The sequence below is a fragment of the Streptomyces sp. NPDC088400 genome, assembly GCF_044753355.1.
Classification (GTDB): Bacteria; Actinomycetota; Actinomycetes; order Streptomycetales; family Streptomycetaceae; genus Streptomyces.
Genome location: NZ_JBIVMZ010000004.1, coordinates 146,005 through 167,948 on the forward strand (window position 1 = coordinate 146,005; position 21,944 = coordinate 167,948).

18 protein-coding genes are annotated in these 21,944 nt (G+C 69.9%); 11 read left to right on the forward strand and 7 right to left on the reverse strand.

What is annotated here, in order from left to right; genetic code table 11:
* Positions 1–171 precede the first annotated feature (171 nt).
* On the reverse strand, positions 172–402 hold the full coding sequence (locus ACIQD6_RS11935) for a hypothetical protein (RefSeq protein WP_401881022.1): 231 nt from the start codon (positions 400–402) through the stop codon (positions 172–174).
* A 330-nt stretch (positions 403–732) separates the two neighbouring features.
* Between ACIQD6_RS11935 and ACIQD6_RS11940 the strand changes: the two genes are divergently transcribed.
* Positions 733–1,566: an SAM-dependent methyltransferase gene (locus ACIQD6_RS11940; RefSeq protein WP_401881024.1), complete on the forward strand. Its 834-nt coding sequence runs from the start codon at positions 733–735 to the stop codon at positions 1,564–1,566.
* 83 nt (positions 1,567–1,649) lie between these two features.
* Here the strand turns inward: ACIQD6_RS11940 and ACIQD6_RS11945 are convergent, their stop codons facing one another.
* The 3 genes from ACIQD6_RS11945 to ACIQD6_RS11955 form a co-directional block, all read right to left on the reverse strand.
* The gene (locus ACIQD6_RS11945; protein ID WP_401881703.1) at positions 1,650–3,179 is read right to left on the reverse strand and encodes a GAF domain-containing protein; all 1,530 of its coding nucleotides are present in this window, start codon (positions 3,177–3,179) and stop codon (positions 1,650–1,652) included.
* Positions 3,180–3,367: 188 nt separating this feature from the next.
* Positions 3,368–4,411, reverse strand: a complete 1,044-nt coding sequence (locus tag ACIQD6_RS11950) for a rod shape-determining protein (protein ID WP_401881026.1) — start codon at positions 4,409–4,411, stop codon at positions 3,368–3,370.
* A 426-nt stretch (positions 4,412–4,837) separates the two neighbouring features.
* The gene (locus tag ACIQD6_RS11955; RefSeq protein ID WP_401881028.1) at positions 4,838–5,431 is read right to left on the reverse strand and encodes a hypothetical protein; all 594 of its coding nucleotides are present in this window, start codon (positions 5,429–5,431) and stop codon (positions 4,838–4,840) included.
* Between the two features lie 198 nt (positions 5,432–5,629).
* On the opposite strand from ACIQD6_RS11955, the gene ACIQD6_RS11960 reads away from it, so the two are divergent.
* The gene (locus tag ACIQD6_RS11960; protein ID WP_401881030.1) at positions 5,630–6,580 is read left to right on the forward strand and encodes a hypothetical protein; all 951 of its coding nucleotides are present in this window, start codon (positions 5,630–5,632) and stop codon (positions 6,578–6,580) included.
* 102 nt (positions 6,581–6,682) lie between these two features.
* On the opposite strand, the gene ACIQD6_RS11965 is transcribed toward ACIQD6_RS11960, so the two are convergent.
* Positions 6,683–7,117 (reverse strand): MarR family winged helix-turn-helix transcriptional regulator, encoded by a 435-nt coding sequence (locus tag ACIQD6_RS11965; protein WP_401881032.1) that lies wholly within the window; start codon positions 7,115–7,117, stop codon positions 6,683–6,685.
* Between the two features lie 119 nt (positions 7,118–7,236).
* Here ACIQD6_RS11965 and ACIQD6_RS11970 point away from each other — a divergent pair, with 119 nt between their 5' ends.
* The 8 genes from ACIQD6_RS11970 to ACIQD6_RS12005 all read left to right on the forward strand — a co-directional run bounded on the left by ACIQD6_RS11970 (position 7,237) and on the right by ACIQD6_RS12005 (position 16,570).
* Positions 7,237–8,256: an NADP-dependent oxidoreductase gene (locus ACIQD6_RS11970; RefSeq protein WP_401881034.1), complete on the forward strand. Its 1,020-nt coding sequence runs from the start codon at positions 7,237–7,239 to the stop codon at positions 8,254–8,256.
* Positions 8,257–8,296: 40 nt separating this feature from the next.
* Entirely contained in the window at positions 8,297–8,725 is a 429-nt protein-coding gene (locus ACIQD6_RS11975) for an organic hydroperoxide resistance protein (RefSeq protein WP_401881036.1), read from the forward strand.
* Between the two features lie 248 nt (positions 8,726–8,973).
* On the forward strand, positions 8,974–10,323 hold the full coding sequence (locus ACIQD6_RS11980; protein WP_401881038.1) for an extracellular solute-binding protein: 1,350 nt from the start codon (positions 8,974–8,976) through the stop codon (positions 10,321–10,323).
* An 11-nt stretch (positions 10,324–10,334) separates the two neighbouring features.
* Entirely contained in the window at positions 10,335–11,291 is a 957-nt protein-coding gene (locus ACIQD6_RS11985; RefSeq protein WP_401881704.1) for a carbohydrate ABC transporter permease, read from the forward strand.
* A complete protein-coding gene (locus ACIQD6_RS11990) occupies positions 11,288–12,229 on the forward strand; it encodes a carbohydrate ABC transporter permease (protein WP_401881040.1) in 942 nt (313 codons plus the stop codon). Before ACIQD6_RS11985 ends, ACIQD6_RS11990 begins: the two co-directional genes overlap by 4 nt.
* A gap of 115 nt (positions 12,230–12,344) precedes the next feature.
* Positions 12,345–13,850: an alpha-N-arabinofuranosidase gene (locus tag ACIQD6_RS11995; RefSeq protein ID WP_401881042.1), complete on the forward strand. Its 1,506-nt coding sequence runs from the start codon at positions 12,345–12,347 to the stop codon at positions 13,848–13,850.
* A gap of 236 nt (positions 13,851–14,086) precedes the next feature.
* Complete coding sequence (locus tag ACIQD6_RS12000) at positions 14,087–15,061, forward strand: arabinan endo-1,5-alpha-L-arabinosidase (RefSeq protein WP_401881044.1); 975 nt, start codon at positions 14,087–14,089, stop codon at positions 15,059–15,061.
* 12 nt (positions 15,062–15,073) lie between these two features.
* Positions 15,074–16,570 carry a family 43 glycosylhydrolase gene (locus ACIQD6_RS12005; protein ID WP_401881046.1) on the forward strand — a complete coding sequence of 499 codons (1,497 nt, stop codon included), beginning with the start codon at positions 15,074–15,076 and terminating at the stop codon, positions 16,568–16,570.
* A gap of 83 nt (positions 16,571–16,653) precedes the next feature.
* Here ACIQD6_RS12005 and ACIQD6_RS12010 read toward each other — a convergent pair whose 3' ends face one another.
* Entirely contained in the window at positions 16,654–19,266 is a 2,613-nt protein-coding gene (locus ACIQD6_RS12010) for a M14 family zinc carboxypeptidase (protein ID WP_401881048.1), read from the reverse strand.
* A 254-nt stretch (positions 19,267–19,520) separates the two neighbouring features.
* Here ACIQD6_RS12010 and ACIQD6_RS12015 point away from each other — a divergent pair, with 254 nt between their 5' ends.
* Positions 19,521–20,324 (forward strand): EI24 domain-containing protein, encoded by an 804-nt coding sequence (locus ACIQD6_RS12015; protein ID WP_401881050.1) that lies wholly within the window; start codon positions 19,521–19,523, stop codon positions 20,322–20,324.
* A 98-nt stretch (positions 20,325–20,422) separates the two neighbouring features.
* Here the strand turns inward: ACIQD6_RS12015 and ACIQD6_RS12020 are convergent, their stop codons facing one another.
* The gene (locus ACIQD6_RS12020; protein WP_401881052.1) at positions 20,423–21,763 is read right to left on the reverse strand and encodes a pyroglutamyl peptidase; all 1,341 of its coding nucleotides are present in this window, start codon (positions 21,761–21,763) and stop codon (positions 20,423–20,425) included.
* Positions 21,764–21,944 lie beyond the last annotated feature (181 nt).

Consider the following 21,944-nt stretch of genomic DNA (forward strand, 5'->3'; position numbering starts at 1 on the left):
TCCGGCGAGGACGCTCCACTCATGGCCCACGGCTTCGCCGGTGCCATCAGGGCCCGGCTGCGGCCGCGGGACATCGTCCTCTCGTGCCGAGCGTGCTTCCGGCTGCGGACAGCGGACCGCCCCCTGCGCGCTCGGCGCAGGGGGCGGGGCGATCAGCGGAAGTGCGGAGTATCAGCGGCCCAGGAAGGCGAACCAGCCGGCGGCGTCGCGCGACGCGAAGCTGGCGTCGACGATCCCGGCGTCTCCGCCCACGCTGTGGTAGGAGCCCTTCTTGGCCTCCTTGTGGAAGCCGGCCGCCGCACTGAACCCCCCATGGTCCTCTCCGGCGAACGCCGAACTGGCGCCACCCAGCAGAGCAGTGGCAGCGAGGGCGGTGGCAGCGAGCGCGGTACGGATACGCATTCGAACTCCTACGTCGGTTGGTGCGAACACCGCATGCGTGCCCCGGTCGGCCTGTCGGCGATGTCGATCTGTGGCTGATCCCACCCGATCGGCCGAAAAGATCAGACAAACCGCAGAACCGTCCCGGTCCCACCCGTTGGTCCCGCTCGCCAGGCAGCGCGTCGGCCGACGGGTGAGTGCGTCCGGGCCGGCCGACGGAAGGTGGATCCAGGCCAAATCGCCGGTGTGGAGCGGTAGTTGGCAAGATCCGAAGTGTGCGTACGGTGTGAAGATTGTTTAGGGTTCATGAATCATGGCCTGAGTCCCTGTCCGTTCCAAGGAGGCGTTTCCGTGTCCGACCGTGACCCCAGTTATGAGTCCACCGCAGCTATCAGGGCGCGGATCGACACCAGCAAGCCGCATTCCGCACGCTTCTGGAACTACTTCGTGGGCGGCAAGGACAACTACGACATCGACCGTGAGGTCGGGGACCAGATCAAGGAGATATTTCCCGGCCTGGTCGATGTGGCCCGTACGAGCCGGCACTTCCTCGGGCGGGCGGTCCGGCATCTGGCGGGGGAGCAGGGGATCCGTCAGTTCCTGGACATCGGGACCGGCCTGCCGACGGCCGACAACACGCATGAGGTCGCCCAGCGCGTGGCGCCGGACGCGCGGATCGTCTACGTCGACAACGACCCCTTGGTCCTGGCGCACGCGCGGGCTCTGCTCACCAGTACGCCCGAGGGCAGGACGGACTACCTCGACGCCAATCTGTACGAGCCCGAGTCGATCCTGAAGGCCGCCGAGGGGACGCTGGATCTGTCCCAGCCGGTCGCGCTCATGATCCTCAACACGCTCGGTCATGTCGCCGACTACGAACAGGCCCGTTCGCTGGTGTCCGGCCTCATGGCGGGTCTGCCGTCGGGCAGTTACCTGGTGATCAGTGACAGCACCTCCACCAGCGCGGGCATGATCGCCGCTTCGGAGGCCTACAACTCCAGCGGGGCGATCCCGTACTACGTGCGCGGTGTCGAGGAGATCGCCGGTTTCTTCGGCGGGCTGGAGCTGGTGGACCCCGGTATCGCGCAGGTCACGCGGTGGCGTCCGGAGGCGGACGGGCCGGGTGGTGGGGCCGGGGCGGCCATGGCCGTCGACGCCTACTGCGGAGTGGGCCGCAAGCCGTAAGGACGCACGCGGGCATGAAAGGGAGGAGGAAGGCGGGCGGAAGGCAGACGGAGAACAGACGGAGAACACGCGGAAGGCAGGCGCTAATGTGCCGCTTCCCAGGTCACCGTCGTCCCCCGCTCGCCCGGTGCGCCGTCCTCGCGCAGGCCGTCGTCCGTGACCAGCAGGCGTACCGCCTCCCGCCCGTCCGGCAGTTCCGCCGCCGCGTCGATCTCCACCTCGACGCCCGTCACACCCTCGCGCCGGTGCGCGGCCGCGAGGGCGCCGCGCAGGGCCGCCAGCAGTTGCCCGGACACCGGCTCGCCCACCAGGGTGTCCACCGGTCCGCTGAAGCGCACGGAGGGCCGGAAGCCCAGCAGGACCGCCGCGCCGGCCGTCTCGCGCAACACCTGCCCGCGCACGCTCGTCGGAGCGTCGGCCGGGGGCTGCTGGAGGGCGAAGATGGTGGTCCGTACCTCCTGGATGGTCGAGTCCAGCTCGTCCACGGCCCGGCCCAGCAGTTCGTCCAGCTCCGGTGTGGCCGCGCGCCGCCGGGTCGACTCCAGCATCATCTCCGTGGCGAACAGCCGCTGGACGACCAGATCGTGCAGATCACGGGCGATCCGGTCCCGGTCCTCGTACACCGCGAGCTGCTCCCGGTCGTGCTGGGAATCCGCGAGTACGAGCGCGAGCGCCGCCTGTGAGGCGAACTGCGTGGCCAGCAGCCGGTCCACGGCGCTGTACGGGAGGCCCCCGCGCCGGCGGGGGAGGGCGAGCGTGCCGATCAGCTTGCCGCCGCTCTGGAGCGGCAGCATCATGCTCGGCCCGAAGCGGGCCCTCACCGGTGTGGTCATCCGGGGGTCGGTCGCCGAGTCCTCGATGAACACCGGTTCCCCGCCGAGCAGTTGGACCAGGACGGGCGATCCGGGCTCGATGGTGGTGCCGATGATGTCGCCCGGGTCCTCCAGCGCGGAGGCGGCGACGATCTCCATCCCGCCCTCGTCCGTGGGCTGGAGTACGACGCCCGCGTCGGCGTCGGCGAGGGCTCGCGCCGACTCGGCCACGGTCACCAGTGCCTCGGCCGGATTCTCCCCGGCCAGCAGGACGGTGGTGACGGCGGCGGCCCCCTCGATCCACCGCTCGCGCTGCCGGGCCGTCCCGTACAGCCGGGCGTTGCCGATCGCGATGCCGGCCTGCGAGGCGAGTACCCGCATCAGGCTCTGGTCCCGTTCGGTGAAGTGTCCCATCCGTTTCTCCGTCAGGTAGAGACTGCCGAAGACCTCGGTGCCCACCTGGACCGGGACGCCGAGGAAGGAGTGCATCACGGGGTGGCCGGGCGGCACCCCGGACGAGCGGGGGTCGGCCGTCAGATCGTCCAGCAACAGGGGCCGCGGATCCTGGACGGGGACCCCGATGATCCCGGTGTGTCCGTCGGGCAACCGCCGGATGCGCTCCCGGTCGGCGTCGCTCATGCCGGCCGTGAACAGCTCGGTGAGCCTGCCGCGTTCGGGGTCGACCAGACCGAGCGCGCCGTAGCGGGCGCCGATGAGTTCGGTGGCCGTGTCGACGATGTGCTGGAGTGTGGTGCGGACTTCGAGGTCGGTGCCGATGCCGAGCACCGCCTCCAGGAGCATGGGCAGTCGGGGCGCCGACGCCTCCGCGGAGCCCTCGGTGCTGGTGGAGTCCGCCGCGTTCTCCGCGCCTTCCGCGCCTTCCGCGCCTTCCGCGCCTTCCGCGCCTTCCGCGTCCCGCGCTTCCTCGGTCCTGCCTCCGTCTCCGCCTTCGTCTGCGTCGCTCATCGCGTCGGCCGGCCCGCGACCCCTCAGTGGGCGTCGGCCAGCGGGTTCAGGACCATCGGCTGGATCTTGCCCTCCAGCATCGCCCCGAGACCGAGAACGGTGCAGATGTCGGGGCGTTCCGCGATCGCGACCGGCATGCCGGTCGCGTCGCGCAGCATCTGGTCGAGGCCGGGGAGCAGCGCGCTGCCGCCGACCATCATGATCCCGCGGTCGGCCAGGTCCGCCACCAGATCGGGCGGGCAGTCGCGGAGCACCTTGCCGATGCCGTCGAGGACGGAGGTCAGCGGGGTATAGATCGCCGCCCGTACGGCCGCCGTGTCCACGAGCACCGAACGCGCGATGCCGGTGGCCACGTCCCGGCCGTGGATCTCGGTCGTGCTGGGGCCGCCCGGAGTGAGGCCGTTGCCGCTGAGTGCCAGTTGCAGCGGGCGTACGGACTGGCTGGGCAGCATCAACTCGTGCTGGTGGCGCAGATACTGGATCACCGCGTGGTCGATGGAATTGCCGCCGACCGGGATCCGCTGGGCGGTGACGATCGATCCGAGCGAGAGCACCGCGACCTGCGTGGTCGCGGCGCCGCAGACCATGATCATGGTGGCGGTGGGCTGTTCCACGGGGAGTCCGCAGCCGACGGCGGCGGCGATCAGGGTGTCGACCAGTTCGACCCGGCGCGCGCCGAGGCCGACGAGGGTCTCGATGGTGGCACGCTGGGCGAGCGGGTCGCTGTCGTGCGGGGTGCAGGCGGCGGCGCGCAGTCGCGGCTTGCGGCGCAGCTGGCGACGGAGCTTGTCGCCGAGTAGATGGCGCAGCATCCGCTGGGCCATCTCGATGTCGATGACGGTGCCGCCGGTGACGGGGCGGGCGACCTGGATGTAGTCGGGCGTACGGCCCGTCATCCGCTCGGCGAGGGTTCCGACGGCGATGAGGGCACCGGTACGGGTGTTCACCGCGGCGACGCTCGGCTCGTCGACGACGAGTCCGGCTCCCTTCACAAAGACCCGGGTCCTGGCGGCCCCCAGGTCGACGGCGATGTGGCAACGGCGCAACTGCTCAAGACTGACGGTCACGGCAGGTTCTCCCGAGAACGCTGAGATGGTTCACCGGCGGCCGCCGGGCCCTGTTCGCATCGTGCGTCGAGGGGCTCCGCCACGCGCGCTGGACTACGCCAGTCGGGCGTACGGAGCTGACGGCACGTCAGAAAGCATGACCCTGACGCGTCGGATCGTACGATCGACGCGCGCGACGAACCCGAATGGCGGACTCGGACGCGGTGCTCGCGCGGGGGCCCGGCGTGGGATTCGTGTGCGGGACGCGTACGGGGCCCGGCTCCCCGCCCGTGCGGCAGGGCCGCTCCCCGCCCGTACACCGGTCCGCTCGGCGCCCGTGTGACGCCCGTTCGGCCGGACCCGCGCGGCGTATTCGTATGACGGCGTCTGTCGCACGGTACGACTGCCCCGGTCGTATCCGTATGACCGCGTCACCTGGTCGGGCGGTCAGGGGCCCTTGTCGGATCCGCCCGGCGCGGTCTGGCGCGACCAGCGCTGCAACAGTCCCCAGGTGAACTCCGCGACGGCCGGTCCGCCGTCCGGCAGGGTGAACGCCAGCCCCATCCGGGTCGGGGCGGTGCCCTCCAGGGGGCGGGCCGGCGGGAACGCCCGCGCGACCTCGTCCACGGTCCATGACCAGGGGCGCAGATCCTCGGCCGTGCGCGGCCCGGGGCCGGTCGCCCCCGGTGCGCGGATCAGCCACTCGTTCCATACGGCGCCGCCCGGCGCGGCCATCACCTCGAAGCGCAGGCCGGGCCAGAGCGGCACGGGCCACAGCAGGGCCTCGCACTCCAGATCGCCGACCGTCCGCCGGAAAGTCAGCTCGGGCGCGCCGAGTACGGAGCGGTAGCGGGACAGCGTGCCCCGGGCGCGCGGGGAGCGCACCATCGCCTGCCAGCGGCGGTTGGCCTCGCGCATGTCGGCCAGGGACGCGCCCAGTTCGCGGCGGGCGTCCTCGACCAGTTCCGGTTGGTGATCGGCCATCCTGCGCAGCAGTACGAGCTGGAATTCGCGCGGCCCGAACGGCCCGTTGGACGTCATGCCGCCATCCTGCCCGCTGCGCCCGGCGTGGGTCGGAGCAGGCCCGGCGGGCAGGGACCGCCTCCTCCTGGCGGGCAGGGAACTGCCTCCTCCTGGCGGGCCGAAACGGGGCATATCCGTGAAGGGCGGTTGTTCACACAAGATCCTCACAGCCTTGGCTACCGGCCTTGTCCGGCCGCCGCATACTCTGCGGGCGCCATGGACTACTGCCACCAGTGCCGACGGCATCTCAACGGGGCGTTGACCTGTGCCGACTGCGGCACCCCCGTCGAGGAGCTGCGTCAGCGAGATTCCGCACCGTCCGGTTCGCGCCGTCGTCGGCGCTCGGACCAGGACGAGCGGGGTGGCGAGGGGGAGAGTGGTCACGGAGCGTACGAGGTCGCGTCGGAGGGTGAGTACGGGCTGGTGAGCCTCGACCCCGAGGGCGGCACGCGGGAGGGTGGCGGACAGGCCTCGGATCGCGCCTCCTCGCGGTCCTCCCGCTCCTCGGACTCCTCGGACTCCTCGGACTCCTCCCGGTCTTCGGACTCCTCGGACTCCACCCGCTCCTCACGGCGTAAGGCCTCTCGTCGCGAGGCCTCCCGTCCCTCCCGTCGTGACGCTCCCCGTCGCGCCGGACCGCGCCGGGCGCGCAGCAAGCGTGGTCGCCGGACGCGGACCGTCATATTCGGTGTGGTTCTCGCGGCGGCCGCGCTGAGCCTGGCCGAACTGGCCATGGAGGCGCCGGGCAGGGGTGGCGCCGACTCCGTGAAGGAGGAGGCGGCCGTCGACATGGAGGGCGGACCGGACGGCTCGGACCGTCCCGCCGACCCCGACGATCCGGGGCCCGCCGCGTCATCGGGGCCGGGCGCGAGCGGGACCGCGAGCCCGGACGACAGCCGGGAACCGGGCGCTTCGGGATCTCCGGACGCGTCGGCGTCGTCCTCCGCCTCGCCGGGCCCGGACGGTACGGAGTCGTCGCGGCCCGGATCGCCCACCTCCGACGCCCCCACGACGGGGACGAGCGGGCCGTCCGGGCCGACGGACGATCCCACCTCGGGCGATCCGGCGACGCCCGGCGCGCCCACCCCGTCGGATTCCGAGCCGGAGCCGGAGCCCGATCCCGAGCCCTCCGAGACCTGCACCCCGTTCCTCTGGTGGTGCAGCTGATCCGGGCCTCGATGCCCGCACGTCGGCCACTCTCACGGCGTCGGCCACTCTCACGGCGCCGACCACTCTCACGGCGTCGGCCGCGCCCCGCGTCTCCGTGCGCTACAGCACGCGCTCGCCCAGCATCCGCTTGAGCAGATCGCGCAGCATCCCGCGCTCCTCGGCGGAGAGTTCGGCGAGCGGCTCGCGGGCGAAGTTCAGTCCGTCCCGCAGCCGCGCGGCCGTCGCGAGGCCCTGCTCCGTCGGGGCCGCGAGCTTCACCCTGCGGTCGGCCGGATCGGGGCGGCGCTCCACCAGGGCGCGTGCTTCGAGCCGGTCCACGATGCCCGTGACGTTCGACGGCTCGCACTTCAGCTTCTGCGCGATCCGACGCATAGGCATAGGTTCCAGGGAGAGCAGCCCCAGTACGCGCGCCTGTGCGCCGGTGAGGGAGTACTTGGCCGCGGCCTGCTCGTACTCCTCGTAGTAACGGGCCACGACGGAGCCGATGAGTTCGATGACTTCCAGGGTCAGTGGGTCCTTGCGCGTAGTGGCCATGGGCGCCAGGGTACCCGTTTACTTGACAACATGAAATATTCAGGAGCATGGTTGTTTCAGGTGGTGAAGCTTTCCCCATGGCTCACCGTCGCAGGACTATCTGAGGAGGTTTCGCCCCCATGACCGCACTTCCCGAATCCGGCCGTGCCTGGTATCTCGTAGCCCGCCCCCACGGCTGGCCCGAGCCGGCCGACGTCGCCCTGCGCGAGGTCCCGGTGACGGAGCCGGGCGAGGGCCGGATCCTGATCCGTAACCTCCACTTCTCGGTCGACCCGTACATGCGGGGCCGGATGAACGACGTGAAGTCGTACACGGCTCCCTTCCGGCTGGACCAGCCGATGGACGGCGGAGCGGTCGGTGTGGTCATCGCCTCCCGCGCCGAGGGCTTCGCCGTCGGTGACCATGTCCTGCACGGTCTCGGCTGGCGTGAGTACGCCGAATTCCCGGCCGAGCACGGGACCAAGGTCGACGCCTCGCTGGCCCCGCTCTCCGCGTACCTCGGTGTGCTGGGCATGACCGGCCTGACCGCTTACGCGGGCCTCTTCAGGACCGCGTCCTTCAAGGAGGGCGATGTCGTCTTCGTCTCCGGCGCGGCCGGCGCGGTCGGCAGCCAGGTCGGCCAGATGGCCCGGCTCAAGGGCGCCTCGCGGGTGATCGGTTCGGCGGGTTCCGACGAGAAGGTCAAGCTGCTGACCGAGGGCTACGGCTTCGACGCGGCCTTCAACTACAAGAACGGCCCGGTCAGGGACCAGCTCAAGGAAGCGGCGCCCGACGGCATCGACGTCTACTTCGACAACGTGGGCGGCGATCACCTGGAAGCCGCGCTCTCCTCGTTCAACGTCCACGGCCGGGCCACCCTGTGCGGCGCGATCGCGCAGTACAACAGCACCGAGCCGCCCGCGGGCCCGCGCAACCTCGCGCTGGCCATCGGCAAGCGACTGCGGCTCCAGGGCATGCTCGTCGGCGACCACTTCGACCTCAAGGAGCAGTTCGTCGAGGACGTCGCTGGCTGGCTCGCCTCCGGTGAGCTGAAGTACAACGAGACCTCGGTCAAGGGCATCGAGAACGGCTTCGACGCCTTCCTCGGGCTCCTTCGCGGTGACAACGCCGGGAAGATGATCGTCACGCTCGACCGTTAGATTCGTGTCACCAGTCGGTTTCACAGGAGGAACGCACCGCATGAGCATCCAGCAGATAGACGTCCTGTACACCGCCGTCGCCACCGCCGAGAACGGCCGTGACGGCCGTGTCTCCAGCGACGACGGCAACCTGGACGTCGTCGTCAACCCGCCCAAGAGCATGGGCGGCAGCGGCAACGGGACCAACCCGGAGCAGCTCTTCGCCGCCGGGTACAGCGCCTGTTTCCAGAGCGCGCTCGGTGTGGTCGCCCGTCAGCAGAAGGCCGACATCTCCGGGTCGACCGTGACCGCCACGGTCGGCATCGGCAAGCTCGGCGACGGTGGTTTCGGCCTTGAGGTCGAGCTCACCACCTCCATCCCGAACGTGGACGAGGCCACCGCCAAGGCGCTGGTGGAGAAGGCGCACCAGGTGTGCCCGTACTCCAACGCGACGCGCGGCAACATCAAGGTCGAGCTCACCGTCGTCTGACGGGCCGCCCGCTGAGGGGCCGCCCGATCGCGTCGTGAACGCGGCGCACGGCCGAGGGCCGCACTCCTGGACCAGGGGTGCGGCCCTCGGCCTTCGCGTGTTCGGCATCACGAACATCGTTCGGGATTCTTGCGCCAGGCATTGACGTGCTTTCTGTTCGACCTTAGTTTCCGGGTTCGAAGTTACGGTCGCCGTTCGGTATGTCGGACCAGGTGGGCGGGGCCGTGGGACGACAGAAACGAGCCGCTATGTCACCTTCCCTTCCGAGCCGCCGCGGCGTGCTCGGCGGGCTCGGAGCGCTTGCCGTCGCGGGCGGCTTCGGGCTGGCCGCCGCCGGGAGCGGCGCCTCCGCGCTCACCTCGGACGCGGAGGTACGCGTCCGCTACTGGAACCTGTTCAGCGGCGGCGACGGCGCCAATATGATCGCCGTGCTCGACGCCTTCCGCGCGGCCAATCCCGGTATCGACGTGAAGGATTCGACCCTCCAGTGGGGCAATCCGTACTACACCAAGCTCGCCATGGCGGCTTCCGGCAGCCGCGCGCCCGACCTCGCCGTGATGCACCTGGGGCGTATCGCGGGCTTCGCGCCGGGCCGGCTCCTCGACCCCTTCGATGTGGAACTTCTGGCCCGGTACGGCGTCCACGAGCGGGACTTCAACCCGGCGCTGTGGAAGCGTGCCGTCATCGACGGCGAGTTGTACGCGCTGCCGCTCGACATCCACCCCCAGGTCAGCTTCTACCGGAAGGACGTGTGCGAGAAGGCGGGGCTGATCGGTGACGGCGGCCGTCTCGTGCCGATCACCTCCACCGACGAGTGGTTCGGCGCGCTGAAGGCGGCGAAGAAGGCGACCGGGTCCGGCCTTCAGGCCCTCGGATTACACGCCAACGACCCGAACTTCTCCTGGTGGTTCTTCCTCTCCTTCTACGCGCAACTCGGCGGAACGTACTTCGACGCGGGTCTCACGGACGTCACGTTCGACGAGGACAAGGCCACCGAGGTCCTGGAGTTCCTGCGCAGGCATGTCACCGACGGGTACTCCACCGTGGGCGCCGCCGACTCCGAGCAGTTCGTCAACGGCAGCCCCTTCGTCTGGGAGGGCGACAGGTCCGTGCCCGTCTACTCGGGCCCGAAGCTGGACTACGGGGCCACTCCGCTGCCGTCCGTCTTCGGCAGGCCCGCCACCCAGGCCGAATCGCACTGCTTCGTCCTGCCGCACCGTAGCGACCGCGGTGGCGCCGTCAACGAGGGGGCGCACCGACTGGCCGCGTACGTCGTGCTCCACGCCCTGGAGTGGGCCAAGGGCGGCCACATCCCCGCCTATCTGCCGACCTTGACCAGTCCCGCGTACAAGAAGCTCGAACCGCAGTACGAGTACGTCTCGGCCATGGACACCATGGCGCTGGAACCGCAGGCGTGGTTCGCCGGCTCGGCCGGCACCCTCGCGGCGCGCATCGGCCCGGCGGTCGCCTCCTCCAACCTCGGATCCGCCAAGCCCGCCGCGACCGCCCGCCGTATGAACGGCGTACTGGAACGGCTCCTGGTGACGAAGAACCCGATGGAGGGCAAGGCCGCGGCCGAGGGAGGTTCCGGCGTATGACGACGCATGCGATGTCCGCGACGACCGCCGAGACCCCGGTCCCGACCGCGGAGGCCGTACGTCCCGACCGCGCCGCCGGTGACGGGACCGTGCGCGCCCGGCTGGGGCGGGTGATGCAGCACGGCGGCTGGTTCGTCGCGCCGTTCCTGGTGTTGTTCGCGCTCTTCGTCCTGCTGCCCGTGGTCCGCGGGCTGGTCCTGAGCTTCACCGACGCCAACATCTCCGGCGTCGGGACCCGCTTCGTGGGCCTCGACAACTACCGCGAGGCGTTCGGCGACCCGCTGGTGTGGCAATCGCTCGGCCACAGCGCGTACTTCACGCTCCTCGTGGTGCCCTGCATCGTCGTCCTCGCCTTCCTGATGGCGATGCTCGCGCACCACATCGAGCGCGCCAAGTGGCTGTGGCGGCTGTGCTTCTTCGCCCCGTTCCTCCTGCCGTCGGCCGTCATCGGCAATCTGTGGCAGTGGCTGTTCAACCCGGGCACGGGCATGGTCAACCATGTCCTCGGCATCGAGACCCCCTGGCTCACCCAGAAGTCCACCGCCATGATCGCCGTCGTCATCGCCACCCTGTGGTGGACGGTCGGCTTCAGCTTCCTGCTCTACCTGGCGGCGCTGCAGAGCATTCCGCGGCACCTGTACGAGGCCGCGGAGCTCGACGGCGCGAACGCCTGGCACCGCATGGTGCGCATCACCCTGCCGATGCTGCGCACCATCACCGGACTCGTCATCACCCTTCAAGTGCTCGCCTCGCTCCAGGTCTTCGACCAGGTCGTCGTGATGTACGACTTCGGCCCGGGGCCCGAGGAGAGCACCCGCACCTTCGTCCAGTACACGCTGGAGGAGGGGTTCACCAGCTATCGCGTCGGTTACGCCTCGGCGATCTCCATCATCTTCTTTGTGATCATCGCGGTCGTCGCCCTGGGACGGATGTGGCTGCTGCGCAAGCGTGAGGAGGGTGTGCGATGACCGCCGACACGGTGTTCTCCCGGACAAGCTCGAAGGACCCGAAGGCCTCGAAGGACCCGAAGGCCTCGAAGGACCCGAAGGCCCCGACGGCCCCGAAAGCTCCGGCGGTCCGCAGGAAGTGGACCGGTGGCCAGATCGTGCTCACGGCGGCCGGTGTCGTCGTCTCCGCGATCTGGACGGCGCCGCTGCTGTGGGCGGTGTTCACCTCGTTCAAGTCGGAGACCGAGGCCGTCGCCGTCCCGGTGCGGTGGCTGCCGAAGGTATGGACGACCCAGGCCTGGGAGGGCATCTTCGAGACCGGCAACATCCCCAACTGGTTCGTCAACTCAGTCGTCGTCTCGGTCTGTGTCACCTTCATCGTGATGCTGGTCGGCGCGTTGGCGGGCTACGGTTTCGCCCGCACCGAGTTCCGTGGCAAGAGCGCGCTGATGACCCTCGTCATGGCCGGTCTGATGGTGTCGCCGGCGGTACTGGGCGTACCGCTGTTCGCCACCGTGCAGTCGATGGGAATGGTCGACACGTACTGGGGCATGATCCTGCCGCAGTGCGCGCCGGCGGCGATGGTCTACATCCTCTACAAGTTCTTCCAGTCGATCCCGCGCGAGCTGGAGGAGGCCGCGTTCATCGACGGCGCCGGGCGCTGGCGGGTCTTCTTCACCATCGTGCTGCCGCTCTCACGGCCCTCGCTCTCGGCGGTCGGCATCTTCACGTTCATCGCCTCGTGGAACAACTTCCTGTGGCCGTACATGGTGACCAACAACCCCGACCTGATGACCATGCCGAACGGCATCGCCACCGTCATGAACTCCTACGGCATCCAGTGGGCGCAGCTGATGGCGGGCGGTCTGATGGCGGGGCTTCCGCTGGTCGTCGTCTTCGTCTTCTTCCAGCGTCAGATCGTCAGTGGCGTGGCCCATACCGGCCTGGCGGGTCAGTGAGTCGAAGCGCTTCCGCGATTCGTGCGCGGATGTCCCATGTCGTCGTTGTCCCGCCGCCGTTGTCCCGCCAAGGTCCCCTCGATGTCCTGCCTGTGTCCTACCGAGTTGAGGAATCATGACCCGAACCGCACGCTTCACCCTGCACCCCGACTTCACCGTCGGTGAGGTGAACCCACGTCTCTTCGGCTCGTTCGTCGAACATCTCGGCCGCTGCGTCTACACCGGTGTGCACGAGCCCGGCCACCCGTCCGCCGACGACGCGGGGCTCCGTACGGACGTACTCGACCTGATCCGTGAACTCGGCCCGACCGCCATCCGCTACCCCGGCGGCAACTTCGTGTCCGGCTACCGCTGGGAGGACGGCGTCGGCCCGGCGGACGAGCGGCCGCGCCGCCTCGATCTGGCCTGGAAGACCACCGAGTCCAACCGTTTCGGACTCGCCGAGTTCATCGACTTCGTACGCAAGGCCGGCCCGGAGGCCGAGCCGATGATGGCCGTCAACCTCGGTACGCGCGGCGTGGCCGAGGCCATCGGACTCCAGGAGTACGCCAACCACCCGTCGGGGACCGAACTCTCCGAGCGCCGCAGGGCGCACGGCGACAAGGACCCGTACGGCATCAAGCTGTGGTGTCTCGGCAACGAGATGGACGGGCCCTGGCAGACCGGCCACAAGACGGCGGAGGAGTACGGGCGGCTCGCGGCCGAGACCGCGCGGGCGATGCGGCAGATCGACCCGAGCGTCGAGCTGGTCGCCTGCGGGTCCTCCGGCGCGGGGATGGACACCTTCGCCGCGTGGGAGGCGACCGTCCTCACCGAGACGTACGACCTGGTGGACTACGTCTCCCTGCACGCCTATTACTGGGAGCAGGACGGCGACCGGGACTCCTTCCTGGCCTCGGCGGTGGACATGGAGTCCTTCATCGAGAAGGTCGTCGTGACCTGTGACCATGTCGGGGCCAAGCTGAAGTCCGACAAGAAGATCAACCTCTCGTTCGACGAGTGGAACGTCTGGTACATGGACCGGCCGAATCCGCACGAGGTCGAGGAGTGGCAGGAGGCTCCCCGCATCCTGGAGGACGTCTACTCGGTGACGGACGCCGTCGTGTTCGGCACCTTGCTGATCGCCCTGCTCCGGCACGCGGACCGGGTGACGGTGGCGTGCCTCGCGCAACTGGTCAATGTCATCGCACCGATCATGACCGAGCCGGGCGGCGCGGCCTGGCGGCAGACCACCTTCTTCCCCTTCGCCCAGGCTTCGCGGTACGGGCGGGGGACGGTGCTGGACGTACGGGTCGACTCGCCGACGCACAAGACGAAGAAGTTCGGCGAGACGGACCTGCTGCACGCCACCGCCGTACGGGCCGACGACGGTACGGTCACCGTCTTCGCGGTCAACCGCGGACTGACCGAGTCGCTGCCGCTGGAGGTGCTGCTGTCCGGCCTGGAACTGACGACCCTGGTCGAGCACAGCGTGCTCGCCGACGCCGATCCGGACGCCAGGAACACCCTGGAGGACCGGAACAGGGTCGCCCCGCACCCGGGCGAGGGCGCGACACTCACCGACGGGACGCTGAAGGCGACGCTGGAGCCGCTCTCCTGGAATGTGATCCGGCTGGCGTGATCCCAGCCCCCTGAGCTCTGACCCAGCCCCCTGACCTCCGACCCGGTGACGGGCGGCGCCCCACGCGCCGCCCGTCACGTCGTGCGAGGGGCCGCCCCCACCGCGCCCGGCCTCCAATTCCGGGCGAAGCATTGACGCGCAAGCGCTTCGACTCTAGCTTCCCGTTCGAAGTCGCGATCGCAGTTCGATATTCCGAACGGTCCCCCCTGCCTCCCCACGCCGTAAGGAGACTTCGCGTGAGCCGCACCTCTCGCAGAACCACGCTCGTCGCCCTGCCCGCCGCCCTTCTCCTCGCCCTGGTCCCGAGCAGTGCCTCGGCCTACCCCAACCCGGGCCGGGTCACCGGCGACATCGTCGTCCACGACCCGACGATGCTCCGCACCTCGTCCGGCCAGTACCTGCTCTACTCCACCGGGGACGGCCTCCAGGCCCGCACCTCCACCGACCGGATCGCCTTCAGCCGGAACCGCTCGGCCTTCACCACCCTGCCGAGCTGGTGGTCCACCTACTCCTCGGCCAAGGACCCGTGGGCACCCGACATCTCGTACCGGGGCGGCAAGTACCTGATGTACTACGCCGTTTCGTCCTTCGGCTCCAGCACCTCCGCGATCGGGCTGGCGACCTCGGCCACCGGGCAGGCCGGCAGCTGGACCGACCAGGGCATCGTCTACACGTCCAGCTCCACGAGCGACTACAACGCCATCGACCCCAACCTCTTCGTGGACGACGACGGCACGTGGTGGCTGTCCTTCGGCTCCTGGTGGACCGGCATCAAGATGATCCGGATCGATCCGTCGACCGGCAAGCAGTACGCGGGGGACACCGCCCGCCGCAGCCTCGCCTCACGCCCCACGGGGACCAAGGCGGTCGAGGCGCCGGTCGTGGTCAAACGCAACGGGTACTACTACCTGTTCGCCTCGTACGACACCTGCTGCGCCGGTGCCGGCTCCACGTACAAGATCAAGGTCGGCCGGGCCACCAGTGTCACCGGACCCTACGTCGACAAGAACGGCGTGAACATGATGAACAACGGCGGCTCGCTCGTACTGGAGAGCCATGGCCGTTACATCGGGCCCGGCGGGCAGTCGATCATGCCGGACAGCGACGGTGACCTGCTCGTCTACCACTACTACGACGGCCAGGACAACGGCACACCCAAGCTTGGCGTCAATCTGCTGAGCTGGTCCGGCGGTTGGCCTACGGCGTACTGACGGGGTGTAGCCATGACTCGCACCCGTAGCCGTAGCGGCACCCGCCTCCGCCCTCGTACCCGCAGGGGCAACCGTTCGCTGGCCTTCCTGCTGGCCCTGCTGCTCGCCGCCTTCGTCGCCCAGCCGGCCGGTGCCGCCGAGGGCCGTCCGTACACCAATCCCGTCAAGTCCCAGAAGGGCGCAGACCCCTGGATCCAGTACTACGACGGCAACTACTACCTGGTCACGACGTCCTGGACGTCCGAGCTCACCATGCGCAAGTCACCCACCCTGGCCGGGCTCGCGACCGCGCCGAGTGTGCAGGTGTGGGCCGACTCCACCGCCTCGCGCTGCTGCAACATGTGGGCGCCCGAGATCCACTTCTGGAACGGTCACTGGTACCTCTACTACGTGGCGGGCCAGGGCATCGTGGACTACAACCCCACGCAGCGCGTGCATGTGCTGGAGAGCGCGGGCTCCGACCCCATGGGCCCGTACAAGTACAGGAACCAGCTGGGCAGCGCCTGGATGCTGGACGCCAGCCTGCTGACGCTGAACGGAAGCCTCTACCTGCTGGGCAGCGCGAGCGGGGGCGGTACGCAGAACCTGGTCATTGCCCCGATGAGCAACCCGTACACCCCGAGCGGCGCCTTCTCGACCATCTCCACGCCGACGTACGGCTGGGAGAAGTCGGGCGGCTCGGTCAACGAGGGGCCGGAGGTCCTGCAACGCGGCGGGAAGACGTTCATCGTCTACTCGGCGAGCGGCTGCTGGACCGCCGACTACAAGCTCGGGCAGCTGGCGTACACCGGGACCAACCCGCTGAGCGCGTCCTCCTGGACGAAGAAGTCCACGCCGGTCTTCAGCCGCAATGACGCGGCGGGAGTGTACGGACCCGGCCACAACGGGTTCTTCAACTCGCCCGACGGGGCCGAGAGCTGGATCGTCTACCACGCCAACGACGCGGCGGGCGACGGCTGTGACAACGGCCGCACCACCCGTGCCCAGAAGTTCACCTGGAACGCGGACGGCACACCGAACCTCGGCAGCCCGGTCGCGCTCGGCACCACCCTCGCCGGGCCCGCCGGTGAGAGCGCGGCCACTCCGACCGCGTACACCTTGGTGAACCGGAACAGCGGCAAGTGCCTTGAGGTGGAAGGCGGTTCGGGCGCGGACGGCGCCAATGTCCTCCAGTGGACCTGCGACGGCGGTACCCACCAGCGCTGGCGCGTCGACGATCTCGGCAACGACACCAGCCGTCTGGTCAACGTCGCGAGCGGCAAGGTGCTGGACACGGCGGACTGTTCCGTCGCCGACGGCGCCGATCTGCGGCAGTGGTCCTGGCTGAACAACATCTGCCAGGCGTTCCGCCTCGTCGTCACCGATCAGGGCGGCTGGGTACGGATCGTGGGCGCGCGCAGCGGCAAGGTCGCGGACGTCGCCGACTGCTCCACGGCGGACGGGGCGGACGTACGGCAGTGGCCCTGGCTGAACAACACGTGCCAGCAGTGGCAGTTGAAGCCGGCCTGACAAACCAGATCGGTTCGTTTCGGCAGAGCGTCAGGGGTGTTCTTCCCTGCCGAAGAACACCCCTGACGTCGTACGTGATCAGATCAGCCCGCCGCGCCCAGCAGCGCGCGGCCGACCTGCGGGAACAGACCCTTCGGGTGGTCCCGGAACAGCGGTTCCGTGCCGAACAGCACGACCCGCGTGCCCTTCGCCGCCGTACCGCTGACGACCGACGCCTTGCCCGCCGCGTCCGTGGGGCCGCCCGTACCGTTCTGAGCCGCGCGCCAGTGGCCCGAGACCAGCGGGTTGCCGGTGCCGTACGACTGGTCGACGCGCACCTCGTCGCCGAGGCCCGTGAACCAGAGCGGCGAGTAGACGAAGGAGTGCGCCGGGGCGCCGCCGGTGACCGGGCCACCGGCGTTGGTCACCCGCACCACACCGTTGGCGTCGCCGTTGCCCGCGACCGGCTCGGCCGTGAGCAGACCGGCGGCGGTGTTGAAGGCCGCTCCCGCCGAACCGAGCGCCACCACACGCCCGTTACCGTCCCCGCCACCGTCCGCGCCTCCGTTGAGGAAGCCGTCCAGGGCCGTGCGCGCGGCCGGGTTCAGACCGTCGTACTGGAGGCCGGAGGACACGTACAGCACATCCGCCGTCGACCAGTCGAAGCCCGCGTTCAGTGTCTCCGTCGACACGGGCAGCACCTCGAAGCCCATCTCGCGCAGCGCGAACCGCTCCCCGGGCGTCACCGCGGCGGCGACGCGCGTACGGTGCAGCTCCCCGGTTCCCTTCTCCTTCGTCGCGGCGAAGGCCACGCCGTAACGGTCGGCCAGGACCGCGGCCTGACGGCGCGCCGAGCCCGGCACGATCGCCGAACCGTCAGCCGCCCGCCGTATCCTCACCCCTTGCCCGAGCAGGGAGTTGAGCGCGGCCAGCTCGTCGGGGTCGTCCAGGCGCAGCCGCAGGGCGCCGCCGCCCGGCACCCCCGCCACGGAGCCGGTGGGGGAGGCGGCCCGGACGGTACGGCCCGGAACACGCAGCCCGCCGTCGGCCCGCTGGACCTTGTCGACGCTCGCGCCCCACAGCAGCCCGAGGCTCCACCCCGAGATGTCGTACATCGTGGAGACGTCCGCGCTGATGTCGCGCCCCTCGGCCAGGATCACATTGGCGATACCGCGCTTGGCCTGGTGCATGTCGACCACGTACGAGCCCGCCGGATAGGAGCGTCCCGCCAGCCGGAAGCCGGCGGTCGCCCGCCGCACCTGTACGTCATTGGCGATCAGGTGGTCCACCAGCCGGGCCGCCGCGGTCGCGGAGCGCTGACCGCCGCCGGCCGGGATCACGTACGCGCGAGGGAAGTCCGTGGTGTACACGTCCTCGGGGCCGATCCCCGGCACGCCCGGCACGGTCTGCGCCGACACCGGCCGCTGGGCCTCGCCCGCCGCGCCCCGCCGGAAGGTCTCGATCTGGTCGGCGATCACCGACGTGCGGTGGCCGAGCGCGTAGGTGAGGGTCGCGCGCATCACCGCGCCCGCGATGTCCGTGTTGATCGCGGACCGCCGGCGCAGCTCCGGCACCGGGAGCGTCTCGTAGTCGCTGTTGTTGACCCGCATCGGGAACTCGACGGTGTGCGACGCGACCGCGCCCTGGAACGCCATGTACTGCGGGGTGAAGACCGGCGGCCAGTCGTCCCAGCCCTCCTGCTGGTCGCGGAAGGGGATGACGGGCGGCTCGACGCCGTCCTTGCCGGGCGTGTAGCCGAGGTCGTTCACCGCCTTCTCCATACCGAGGGCGTTGGCGTAGCTGTTCTTGAGGAACAGGTCGTATTCGTAGTTCTCGCCGTGCGGCGGGGTCGTCGGCTCGATCAGTGTGCCGTTGACGTAGCCGTGGAGATCGAGCATCACGGCGGGCTGCTTGTCGACGGCGATCTGCCGGACCGCGCGCGCCTCGGGCTGCGAGGCGGTGATGAAGTCCCGGTTCAGGTCGAAGCCCTCGGAGTTGGCGCGGGTTCCGGCGATCCGGCCGTCCGGGTTGGCGGTGACATTGAGATAGATCCGGTTCCTGTCGAGCAGGTCGCGGGTCCGGCCGTCCTTCGCCTTCGCGAGTTCCTCGATGAGCTTCAGGGCGGCGTCGGTGCCCTCCCACTCGTTGCCGTGGATGTTGTTGTTGATGAAGACCGGTGTCTTGTAGGCGGACTTGATACGACGGTCCTTCGCGGCGGCCGCGGGGGAGTCCTCGATCAGTTCGCGCATCCGGTCCTGCTCGCGGGCCTCCCGCGTGCTCTCGGGCGCCGTGACGGTGACCAGATACAGCTCATGGCCGCCCGCGGACCGGCCCGCCACCTCCACGCTGACCCGGTTGCCCAGCTTCTGGAGGGCGTTGAGCCTGGGGGCGAGGGAGTGGTACGGGGTCAGGCCGAGCTTGATCGACTTGTCGGCGGGGTTCGCCGGGGGCGGGGTGAGGACCGTACGACGCGGATAGCCGCCGTCCTTGCGGAGGGCGGGAGCGGTGGTGGCCGCCGTCCCGGTCGTGGGTGTGGTGCGGGTCGCGGACGTGCCGAGGGTGGTGGCCGCGTCGGGGGCGCCGTTCTCCCGTACGGGATGCGGCCGGAGCGCGTCGCGGCCGGGAACGGCGGTCGCGGGGGTCGCGGGGAGCGGGGCGAGCAGCAGGGCGCCGGCTGTGACGGCGGTGGTGAGCAGGACGGGTCTGGGCATCCCCATACGTGTGTACCTCCGGGCTTCCGAGAAAGGGTGGGTGGCGCGTGGGTGGCGCGTGGGTGGGCAAAGCGATCCGTGATCATCCAGAGAGAGCTGGAACGATCCGAAACGCTCCAAGATGATCAGATACGGTCTGGAGAGTGATCCGAGTTGACCTGAATTGATCTGAAGCGATCGACGGTGATCGTTAGGCAGGGTCTACCTGTTATGCCCTCGAAGAACAAGAGGGCGTCCGATCCGCCGGTAGGGTGAGCCGCATGCGTGATCTCGGGGCAGGCTTCGGCTATCTGTGGAAAGGCCAGCGATGGGTCGCCGGCCACGGTCGGTGGTTCGGATTCGGGCTGCTGCCCGGTCTGGTGACACTGGTGTTGTACACGGGCGCGCTCGTCGGCCTGTGGTACGGCGCCGACGACTTCACGGCCTGGGCGACCCCCTTCGCCGACGACTGGTCCTCGCCCTGGGTCGGTCTCTTCCGGGGCTCCCTCACCGCGCTGCTCTTCGCGCTCGGACTGTTCCTCGCGGTGGTCACCTTCACCGCCGTGACACTCCTCGTCGGCCAGCCCTTCTACGAGTCGCTCTCGGAGGAGGTCGACCGTACGCAGGGCGGCGAAGTCCCCGAGTCGGGCCTGTCGTTCTGGCGCGACCTGTGGATCTCCGCCCGGGACAGCCTGCGGATCCTGGTGCGGGTGGCGCTGTACGGCATCCTGCTCTTCGCGCTCGGTTTCATTCCGGTCGTCGGTCAGACGGCCGTCCCCGTGCTCGGTTTCTGTGTCTCCGGCTTCTTCCTGGCGGAGGAGCTGACGGCGGTGGCGCTCCAACGGCGCGGCATCGAGCTGAAGGAACGCCTCGGCCTGCTCCGGGGCCGTCGCATGCTCACGCTCGGCTTCGGCGTACCGCTGACGCTCGCCTTCCTGATTCCGTTCGTGGCGGTCTTCCTGATGCCGGGCGCGGTGGCGGGAGCGACGCTGATGGCGCGCGAGCTGACGGCGCGGCCGGAGGACGCCGAGGGCGCCGGGCAGGGCGCGCGGCAGTCCGCCGTACCGCTCACCCTCGACAAGTAGCCGATAGCCCACAGTCAAACGTCACCGCCGCCGGATCCGAGGCCGTACCGTCCCGGATCCGGCGGCGGACTCATGTGCGGCGAGTCCTCCGGCGACTCTCAGGACGCGTCCGCCGCCACCGTGACGATCGACTTCAGCTGCGCGATGATGTCCAGCCGGTTCCGCACGAACTCCGGATCGGTCACGGAGCCCGTCGCCGGGTCCGTGTTCCCCGCCCCGAATTCCAGTACGGGCGTGTGCACATGGCCGCCCGGGATGTCCCGGCCCAGCCGGTCCCGCAGCAGCGTCGCCCGGTAGGCGATCTCGTTGGACAGATAGTCCCCGCCGCCCCCGGCGCGGGCCGCGGACCCGGCCGTCGGACCGTCGGGCCGTACCACCGGACCGGTCCCGCCCGCCGGGACCTCCGTCACCGACGTGTTGTCGTACACCGGGAACCGGCCGGTGTCCGCCGCCACGATCGCGCGGTACGGCAGGCTGGTCGTCGTCCACTGCGGCTGCGAGGCGGGGTCGGTCACCGGCACGAGCCCGGTCTCCGAGACGTTCTCGTTGTCCCCGAACCCGCCGCGCCAGGCGCCGTTGAAGCGCTCGACGTCGATCCGGCCGACGCGGCCCTGGCTGACCGTCGTGAACAGGTCGGCGCGCGACAGCGGTACGCGCAGGGCGCGTTCGACCGTGCCGTCCGCGAAGTCCTGCCAGCGCACCGGGAAGACGGCGGTCTGGATACGGGCGGGCCCGTCGGCGGTGCTGATGACCGCGCCGTCCAGGGCCAGCGCCGTCGCCCCGGAGGGATTGCTGATCCGGATGTCGCGGTCCAGCGTGAACGGGTCGAATCCGGTCACGACGATCCGCTTGACGCCCGCGTCGCCCTTCCCCGACGGGAACGCCAGGGAGTCCTGGCCGCGCGACGAACGCTCCAGCTTCCCCAGCAGCCGCGCCCGCGCCGCCTCGGACAAGGTGAACTCCGGCTGCCACTGGCGCAGTTCACGGGTCATCCCGAGCCGCGCCCAGTACAGCGGCCGGTCGTCGTCCCGGCTCAGATCGCCGTGCGCGCTCCCTCGCCCCTGCGCGCGGTCCACGGCCCGCTGCCACAGCCGCTCGCCCTGCCGCGCGACGGCCCGCTCGGCCTGCGCGTACGACCGCGCGCCGTGCAACGACCGTACGAAGTCCGGCGCCACGCCGTCGAAACCGCTGCGCCGCAGGATCTCCCGCGGCACGTCCTGGTCGAGACGCTGCTCCTCGACGGTGAACGCCCGTGTGCCGGGGGACTCCTGAGCCGCCGCGGCGGCGAGCGGTGGCGGAGCGGCGAGAGTGAGGGCGGCGGACGTGAGCAGGACGAGTCCGAGCAGGTCAGGCCGTACGCGCAGCTGTACGCGCAGCCGTGTCCGAGCCTGTGCCCGCGTCCGTACGCCTATTCGCTCCGTGGGGCGCGTGAGTCTCATGGGAGTCCTTCCGTCGGTGGCGGAAGTATCGCTTCCCGGCCAGGCGGTTGACCATGGCCGTCCGGAACCTGGCATCCGCCACTGCGTCCCGGTGCTCCTTGGCCTGGAAGGAGAGCTACAGATTCGCGGATCGTCATGTAACCATTCAGCACACATCGACGAGGAGGTACGTCCGTGGCAT

Coding starts and splice junctions, on each gene's coding strand:
- ACIQD6_RS11980 (WP_401881038.1), top strand. CDS start 8,974: ATGTCACCTTCCCTTCCGAGCCGCCGCGGCGTGCTCGGCGGGCTCGGA.
- ACIQD6_RS12005 (WP_401881046.1), top strand. CDS start 15,074: ATGACTCGCACCCGTAGCCGTAGCGGCACCCGCCTCCGCCCTCGTACC.
- ACIQD6_RS11960 (WP_401881030.1), top strand. CDS start 5,630: ATGGACTACTGCCACCAGTGCCGACGGCATCTCAACGGGGCGTTGACC.
- ACIQD6_RS12020 (WP_401881052.1), bottom strand. CDS start 21,763: ATGAGACTCACGCGCCCCACGGAGCGAATAGGCGTACGGACGCGGGCA.
- ACIQD6_RS11995 (WP_401881042.1), top strand. CDS start 12,345: ATGACCCGAACCGCACGCTTCACCCTGCACCCCGACTTCACCGTCGGT.
- ACIQD6_RS11990 (WP_401881040.1), top strand. CDS start 11,288: ATGACCGCCGACACGGTGTTCTCCCGGACAAGCTCGAAGGACCCGAAG.
- ACIQD6_RS12010 (WP_401881048.1), bottom strand. CDS start 19,266: ATGGGGATGCCCAGACCCGTCCTGCTCACCACCGCCGTCACAGCCGGC.
- ACIQD6_RS11945 (WP_401881703.1), bottom strand. CDS start 3,179: ATGCTCCTGGAGGCGGTGCTCGGCATCGGCACCGACCTCGAAGTCCGC.
- ACIQD6_RS11955 (WP_401881028.1), bottom strand. CDS start 5,431: ATGACGTCCAACGGGCCGTTCGGGCCGCGCGAATTCCAGCTCGTACTG.
- ACIQD6_RS11985 (WP_401881704.1), top strand. CDS start 10,335: ATGTCCGCGACGACCGCCGAGACCCCGGTCCCGACCGCGGAGGCCGTA.
- ACIQD6_RS11975 (WP_401881036.1), top strand. CDS start 8,297: ATGAGCATCCAGCAGATAGACGTCCTGTACACCGCCGTCGCCACCGCC.
- ACIQD6_RS11965 (WP_401881032.1), bottom strand. CDS start 7,117: ATGGCCACTACGCGCAAGGACCCACTGACCCTGGAAGTCATCGAACTC.
- ACIQD6_RS11970 (WP_401881034.1), top strand. CDS start 7,237: ATGACCGCACTTCCCGAATCCGGCCGTGCCTGGTATCTCGTAGCCCGC.
- ACIQD6_RS11935 (WP_401881022.1), bottom strand. CDS start 402: ATGCGTATCCGTACCGCGCTCGCTGCCACCGCCCTCGCTGCCACTGCT.
- ACIQD6_RS12015 (WP_401881050.1), top strand. CDS start 19,521: ATGCGTGATCTCGGGGCAGGCTTCGGCTATCTGTGGAAAGGCCAGCGA.